Source organism: Corallococcus exercitus, assembly GCF_003611585.1.
GTDB classification, from domain to species: domain Bacteria; phylum Myxococcota; class Myxococcia; order Myxococcales; family Myxococcaceae; genus Corallococcus; species Corallococcus exercitus.
On record NZ_RAVW01000466.1, the window covers coordinates 1 to 7123 of the forward strand.

General features: G+C 69.6%; 6 protein-coding genes and 1 pseudogene. 3 read left to right on the forward strand and 4 right to left on the reverse strand.

The genetic code is table 11. From position 1 onward, the window contains the following. Positions 1 to 405 (reverse strand): SAM-dependent methyltransferase (locus D7W79_RS35860; protein ID WP_369127256.1); only part of this gene is annotated, 405 nt, incomplete at its 3' end. Positions 406 to 585: 180 nt separating this feature from the next. Between D7W79_RS35860 and D7W79_RS35865 the strand changes: the two genes are divergently transcribed. Continuing rightward, positions 586 to 2985 (forward strand): DUF3857 domain-containing protein, encoded by a 2400-nt coding sequence (locus D7W79_RS35865; protein WP_120529800.1) that lies wholly within the window; start codon positions 586 to 588, stop codon positions 2983 to 2985. Between the two features lie 16 nt (positions 2986 to 3001). Here D7W79_RS35865 and D7W79_RS35870 read toward each other — a convergent pair whose 3' ends face one another. After that, positions 3002 to 3295: a hypothetical protein gene (locus D7W79_RS35870; protein WP_120529803.1), complete on the reverse strand. Its 294-nt coding sequence runs from the start codon at positions 3293 to 3295 to the stop codon at positions 3002 to 3004. Positions 3296 to 3324: 29 nt separating this feature from the next. Next, a complete protein-coding gene (locus tag D7W79_RS35875) occupies positions 3325 to 4398 on the reverse strand; it encodes a metallopeptidase family protein (RefSeq protein WP_208729928.1) in 1074 nt (357 codons plus the stop codon). Between the two features lie 88 nt (positions 4399 to 4486). Between D7W79_RS35875 and D7W79_RS35880 the strand changes: the two genes are divergently transcribed. Both D7W79_RS35880 and groL read left to right on the forward strand, forming a co-directional pair. Further along, positions 4487 to 4843 carry a response regulator gene (locus D7W79_RS35880; protein ID WP_120529801.1) on the forward strand — a complete coding sequence of 119 codons (357 nt, stop codon included), beginning with the start codon at positions 4487 to 4489 and terminating at the stop codon, positions 4841 to 4843. Between the two features lie 181 nt (positions 4844 to 5024). Then, positions 5025 to 6668, forward strand: a complete 1644-nt coding sequence (gene groL, locus D7W79_RS35885; RefSeq protein ID WP_120529802.1) for a chaperonin GroEL — start codon at positions 5025 to 5027, stop codon at positions 6666 to 6668. Positions 6669 to 6752: 84 nt separating this feature from the next. On the opposite strand, the pseudogene D7W79_RS35890 reads toward groL, so the two are convergent. Then, positions 6753 to 7123, reverse strand: a pseudogene (locus D7W79_RS35890) (hybrid histidine protein kinase/response regulator SinK); the annotation flags it as partial.

Consider the following 7123-nt stretch of genomic DNA (forward strand, 5'->3'; position numbering starts at 1 on the left):
CTCCCGGCCCACCCGCACCTGGTTGGGCGTGATGTTCACCCCGACGATGCTCGCGGGCTTGAACTCCTCCGCCCACAGCAGGTCCTGATCCGCGTACCCGAAGCCGCAGTCCAGGACGGCATCCCCCGGCCCCAGCTTCGCCGTCCTCGCCAACAGGCGCGCCATCTCCGCCTGCGCGGACCGGAACAGCTCCCCCACGCGCTCCACGTTGGTGTCGTCCACCTTCTCCACGTGCTTCCAGTAGCCCAGGTTGATCCAGAAGGGCTCCCGGCCCGTCGTCACCCGGATCTCCTGCGGCGCGGGCATCCCAGCCACCCAGGCCCCTGTCTCGTTCGTGTAGAAGCGCTCCGGGTCCGCCAGGAGCGCACTCTTCAACCGCGTCGCGACCTGCCTCACGTTGACCATCCCAAGCCTCCTTGTCCTTCCAACCGACGGCCGGAACCCTAATCCGGCTCGCCGCGATTCCAGACCTGGCGCGCATGTCGGTTTTCACTGGTGAAAGGTGAGGGTGGACGCCCGCTCTGCGTCCCAGGGGGCGCCTTGCCCGGCGCGTCATCCGGGCTTCATGATGAGCGCCCTTCCGCCATGCGCCGAACCTTCCGTCCCGTCCTCCTGGCACCGGGTCTTTCCCCGGCGTCCGTCCTGCTGCTGTGCCTGTGTCTGTCCTTGAGCTCCGGGGCCGCGCGGGCGGCGACGACCGCGTTGCCCTTCCGGGTCGGGCCTCCGGCGGCCTGGGTGAAGCCGCTTCCCATTCCTCCGGACTCCGGCCCGTCCTCCGCGGGTGAAGAGGAGACGAGCGTCTCCCGGCTGCTGCTGGAGGAACAGATGCGCGTGTCTGGCCATTCGCAGGAGCACTACCTGCACGCGGCCCGGAAGGTGCTCGCGCCGCAAGGCATCGACCGCGCCACGGACATCCAGATCCACTTCGATCCGACGTACCAGAAGCTCACCGTCCACGGCATCTGGCGCCTTCGCGACGGCCGCCGCGAGGACCTCTTCCAGCCCGCCGAAGCCCGCGTCATCCAGCAGGAGCCCGAGCTCCAGAACCGGCTCTACAACGGCACCCTCTCCGTGGTGCCCTTCCTGCGCGACGTGCGCGTCGGCGACACCCTGGAGCTCGCGTACACCATCGAAGGCGCCAACCCCGTCTTCGGCGGCCGCTTCTCCGACGTCGTCTCCGTGGGCCAGCCCTTCCCCGTGGGCCACTTCGCCTACCGGCTGCTGTGGCCGGAAGGCCGTGGGCGCACGCTCTTCATCCGGGACTTCGCCGCGCCGGGCCTGACGCGCTCGGAGGCGATGCTCGGCGACGAGCGCGAGATCATCCTGGAGCGCCGCCACGTCCCCGCCGTCCGCTCCGAGGACAAGGTCCCCGGCTGGCAGCCCGTCTACGCCTGGATCCAGCTCAGTGAGTACAAGGACTGGAACGACGTCGCCCGCTGGGCCTCCGGGCTGTTCCAGGTGCCCGCGCGCTCGAAGGCGCTGGAGCAGGAGATCCGCCGGCTGGGCCGGGAGCCCACGCCCGAGGCGCGCTTCCTCGCCGCGCTGCGCTTCGTCCAGGACGAGGTGCGCTACCTGGGCATCGAGATGGGCCCCAACTCCCACCAGCCCCATCCGCCCGATGAGGTCCTCCAGCGCCGCTTCGGCGACTGCAAGGACAAGTCCCTGCTGCTGGTGGCGCTCCTCAGGGGGCTGGGCATCGACGCGCAGCCCGCGCTCGTGAACACCGGCCTCACGCAGCTGCTAGACGGCTGGCGTCCCACCGCCAACGCGTTCGACCACGCCATCGTCCACGCCACCGTGGCGGGCCGTGAGCTGTGGGTGGATCCCACTTCGACCCTGGAGCGCGGGGGCTTGGACAGCTACGAGCCACCTCCCTACGGCCGGGCCCTCATCGTCGCTCCCGGCACGACGGCGCTCTCCACCATCCCCGCGCCCACGCTGAAGGAGCCCTCCGTCTTCGTGGACGAGACCTACGTCGCGACGGACCGCGACGGGCCGGCGACGCTGGACGTCGTCACCACCCGCACGGGCGAGTCCGCCAACTCCATGCGCCGCCTGCTCGCGGGCACGCCCGTGTCCGAGCTGTCCCGCTTCTACGTCAACTACTACGCGAAGAAGGACGCGAAGATCTCCGTCGCGAAGCCCCTGACGGTGGACGACGACACGGCGAAGAACGTGCTCGTCGTGCACGAGCACTACCGCATCGAGGACTTCTGGTCCTCCGACGGCCGCCGGGACTTCAGCGCGCACACCTTCCACGAGTACCTCACCGAGCCGAGCTACTCCCACCGCGCCTTCCCGCTGGAGGTGGAGCACCCCGTCTTCGCCCGCCACCGCATCACGCTCAAGTCCGGCGAGCCCCTCCACGCCGGCAAGGACCATGACGTCGTGGACGGTCCCGCCTTCCACTTCGAGGCCGACACCCGCGCGGACGGCAAGACGCTGGTGCTCGACTACCGCTACCAGAGCCTCGCGGACGCCGTGCCTCCCGAACGCATCGCGGAGTACGTGAAGGCCGTGCGCGCCACCGAGGACCATCGCGGCTACTACGTCCAGCTCGCGGGCCGCGGGGCGCGCCGCCTGGCTCCGTCACCGTCGGCCGGAGAGGCCGGCACCTTCCTCCTGGGCGTCATGGGGGTGTGCCTCGCCCTCTGGTTCGTCATCGCGCAGGGCGGCCCGGTGGAGCTCTGGCGCAAGGGCCGCGCCTGGGGCCGGCGCCGCGCCTTCGCGCGCAAGTTCGACGCCGACCACCAGGGCGACAGCGCCTGGGCCGCCATCCCCATCACCGGCTCGCAGGAGCTGCTGTCCACGCTGGGCCGGCTGCGCTGCGCCTGCGGGGCCAGCGGCGAGGCCCCCCGGGACTCGCTCCGCCACGAGGCCGTCGTCCTGGGCGAGCGCCACCTCACGCTGGTGCAGTGGCAGTGCCCCACCTGCGCCCGCGCCCGCCGGGCCTACTTCGAGGACAAGGGCTCGCGCGCCGCCTGACGCATCCGCCACGGCCCTACTGGCAGATGCCCGGGCAGTCCGCGGCCCTCCCGGGCTGACACGTGTCGGTCGGATCATCCACGCAGTTCGTTCCGGACACGTCCGTCACGCAGCCCCCGAAGAGCCCGCCGCAGCACGCGACGAACCCTTCCGGCACGTCGCACGGCGTCGGGTACGCCTGGCACGTCCCGGTGTCCGAGCGCGCGAACACCACCACCTGGGGACACACTCGCGGAGTGTCCTCCCCGTCGCCGGTGCAGCCCGTCAGGCCCAGCACCGCCATCAGCCCCAGCTTCATCCATGCTCGCATGGCGGGCATCAGGGCAGGGGAGCGCGGCGCTAGTCCAGCCCCCGCTCCCACAGGTCGTCCTCATCCAGACCCATCAGGTGACCGACCTCGTGCATCACCGTGATGCCAATCTGCTCGATGAGCTCCTCGCGGGTGCGCGCGAAGCGCTCCAGGTTCTTCTGGTACAGGACGATGGCGGGCGGGAAGTGATCCGCCGCGTCCATCACGCTGCGCTCGCCCACGGGCGTGCCCCGGAACACCCCCAGGATGCACGGCGACAGCGGCGGCTGCTGACCCAGCAGGTCCTCGTCCGACGGCAGGTCCTCCACCGCCAGGGTCACGTTGTCCATGTACTGCTTCACCTGCGAGGGCAGGGCGCGCATCGCGTCCTCCACCGCGCGGTCGAACGCCGCCTCCTCCAGAGCTACCGGCGGCGGCAGCTCCTCCGGCGCCAGCGCCTGCGCGCGCGCGAAGCGCTTCTTCGCCTCGCGCGCGTCCTTGCGCCGCTCCGCGATGAGCCCCAGGTAGTGGTGCGCCCACGCCTCGTCCGGCGCGTCCTTCAGCACCCGCTCGAAGGCCTCCTGCGCGGGCGCGAAGCGGCAAAGCTCAAAAAGCGCGATGCCCCGCTCCAGCTGTGCGTCCGGGGAGCGCGGCATGTGCGTCAGCGCCTGGTCCAGGCTCTTGAGCGCGGCCTCGCATTCCCCCAGCTGGTTGAGGCCCATGCCCTCCAGGAGGAGGAACTCGTAGACGAGCTCCACGTCGTCGGCCTTGTGCGCCAGCTTGCGCCCGCGGCCGCACCACTCCAGCCCTTCCTCCACCGCCTCGCGGTCCTCGCCCGTGCGGCAGACGAGGAACTCCGCCGCGCCAAAGAGGATCTCCAGGTCCTCCGGAGCGACCTTCAGGGCGGTGCCGTAGGCCTTGCCCGCGTCCTCCAGGCGGCCCACCTCCACCAGCGCGGCGGCCCGGTAGTGCAGGGCTTCTGGTGAGTCCGGAACGTCCCGGAGCAGGGCGTCGGCGCTGGCGAGCGCGGCCTCGAAGTCCTGGGCCTCGAAGGCGTCCGCCACCCCCTCCAGTCGCGCGTCCACGCCCCGCGCCTCCCCTTGCTTCGCCGTGCGCTTCGCCATACGGGCCGGCAGCTAAGAAGCCGTGCTTCGCGTTGTCAACGACCGGCGTGGCTGTTACCTTCCAGCGCCCCGTTTCGGCCCGAACCCCGTGAACATCCTGGTCGTCGACGACGATTACGAGCTGTGCACCATGCTCTCTCGCTACCTGGAGATGCATGGCTACACCGTGTTCTCGGCATCGGACGCGCTCCAGGCCCTGGACATCATGGAGCGTCATCCCGTGGGGCTGGTCATCACCGATTACCTGATGCCCCACCTGGACGGCATCCACTTCACGGAGATGCTGAAGGCGGACCCCCGCTTCCAGAACATCTCCGTCCTGATGATGACCGCCAGCAACGACGCCAACATCTCCGACCGCGGCCTGCGCAAAGGCGTCGCCATCACCCTGCAGAAGCCCCTGGACATGGGGCAATTGCTCAACCTCGTGCGCTTCGCGGAGTAGGGCCTTCCTGAAGGTCGCCTGAACCCCCCACCCGGGCGGGCCAGAAGGCGTCCTCAGGCCCACACGCCTGCCCCTTTCCGTTGACATCGTCGACGCGACCCTTATGTTGGCGCTCGACATGGCCGAGTGCTAACGGCCATCCCCATTTGTAGAAATTCCCCAAGAATTATCGGAGGTTACGATGGCAGCGAAGGAAATCTTCTTCCACCAGTCCGCGCGGGATTCCATCCTGCGCGGCGTCCGGGTCCTCGCGGATGCGGTCGCGGTGACGCTCGGTCCCAAGGGCCGCAACGTGGTCATCGAGAAGAGCTTCGGCTCGCCCACCATCACCAAGGACGGCGTCACCGTCGCCAAGGAGATCGACCTCGAGAACCGCTTCGAGAACATGGGCGCGCAGATGGTGAAGGAGGTCGCGTCCAAGACCTCCGACAAGGCGGGTGACGGCACGACGACGGCGACGGTGCTGGCGCGCGCCATCTACGAGGAGGGCCTGAAGCTGGTGGCCGCCGGCCACAGCCCCATGGACCTCAAGCGCGGCATCGACAAGGCCGTGGAGGTGGTGGTCGCGGAGCTGAAGAAGATGTCCAAGACGACCACGGACAAGCAGGCCATCGCGCAGGTGGGCACCATCTCCGCCAACGGGGACGAGACCATCGGGCAGACCATCGCGGACGCGATGGAGAAGGTCGGCAAGGAGGGCGTCATCACCGTCGAGGAGGCCAAGGGCCTGGAGACGACGCTCGACGTGGTGGAGGGCATGCAGTTCGACCGTGGCTACGTGTCGCCGTACTTCGTCACGAACCGCGATCGCATGGAGGTCGTCATGGACGACCCCTACATCCTCATCAGCGAGAAGAAGGTCTCGTCGATGCAGGACATGATCCCCGTGCTGGAGCAGGTGGCGCGCTCGGGCAAGCCGCTGCTCATCATCGCGGACGACATCGAGGGCGAGGCCCTGGCCACGCTGGTGGTCAACAAGATCCGCGGCGTGCTGAACGTGGCCGCGGTGAAGGCGCCGGGCTTCGGTGACCGCCGCAAGGACATGCTCAAGGACATCGCCACGCTGACGGGCGGCATGGTGGTGAGCGAGGAGCTGGGTCACAAGTACGAGAACCTGACCCTCAACGACCTGGGCCGCGCCAAGCGCATCACGGTGGACAAGGACAACACCACCATCGTGGACGGTGCCGGCCAGAAGGCGGACATCGAGGGCCGCATCAAGCTCATCCGCACCCAGATCGAGACGGTCACCAGCGACTACGACCGCGAGAAGCTCCAGGAGCGCATGGCGAAGCTCGTGGGCGGCGTGGCGGTCATCAACGTCGGCGCGGCGACCGAAGTGGAGATGAAGGAGAAGAAGGCCCGCGTGGAGGACGCGCTGCACGCGACCCGCGCGGCCGTCGAAGAGGGCATCGTCCCCGGCGGCGGCGTGGCCTACATCCGCAGCCTCAAGGCGCTGGACGGCCTGAAGCTGGGCGGCGAGCAGGACTTCGGCGTGGAGATCATCCGCAAGGCGCTCCAGGAGCCCCTGCGCAAGATCTCCAGCAACGCCGGCATCGAGGGCGCCGTCGTCATCAACAAGGTCAAGGAAGGCACCGGCGCGTTCGGCTTCAACGCCCGCACGGAGGTCTACGAGGACCTGGAGAAGGCCGGCGTCATCGACCCGACGAAGGTCGAGCGCACCGCGCTGCAGAACGCCGCCTCCGTGGCGTCCCTGCTGCTCACCACCGAGGCGATGATCGCCGAGCGCCCGAAGAAGAAGGCCAAGGGCGGCGCGGGTGGCGGCGCCATGCCGGAGTACGGCGGCGACGACATGGACTACTGAGCCGTTTGAAGGCTCCGTAGTGCCGTAGGGTTTCCGGCCCCGGTGGGCTCCGCGCGAAGCGGGGCACCCGGGGCCGGAGTCTTTTCAGGCGGAGGCCTTCTTGAAGGCGAGGCTCAGCTCCCGGCTGAGCGCGGCGGTGTCGGAGAGCAGCTTGGGCAGGCACGCGGCGGCCCCGGCGCGCAGCGACGCCAGCGCTGTCTCCATGGTGAGGTGCTCGGCCAACACGACGAAGGGCGCGCCCTGGCTCAGTCCCCGGGCCAGCTCCAGTGCCTTCTTGCCGTAGGCCGGCGCGAAGTCCCACGACACCACCACGCCCACGGGCGGCTCCAGCGCGGCCACCTCCGCGCCCGCGATGACGCGGGCCTCCAGCCCCAGCAGGCCCAGCGCTTCGGAGATCAGCCGCGCGGTGGCCGGGTTGTCCTCCAGCACGTCCACCCGGCGCGTGGTGGTGCTGG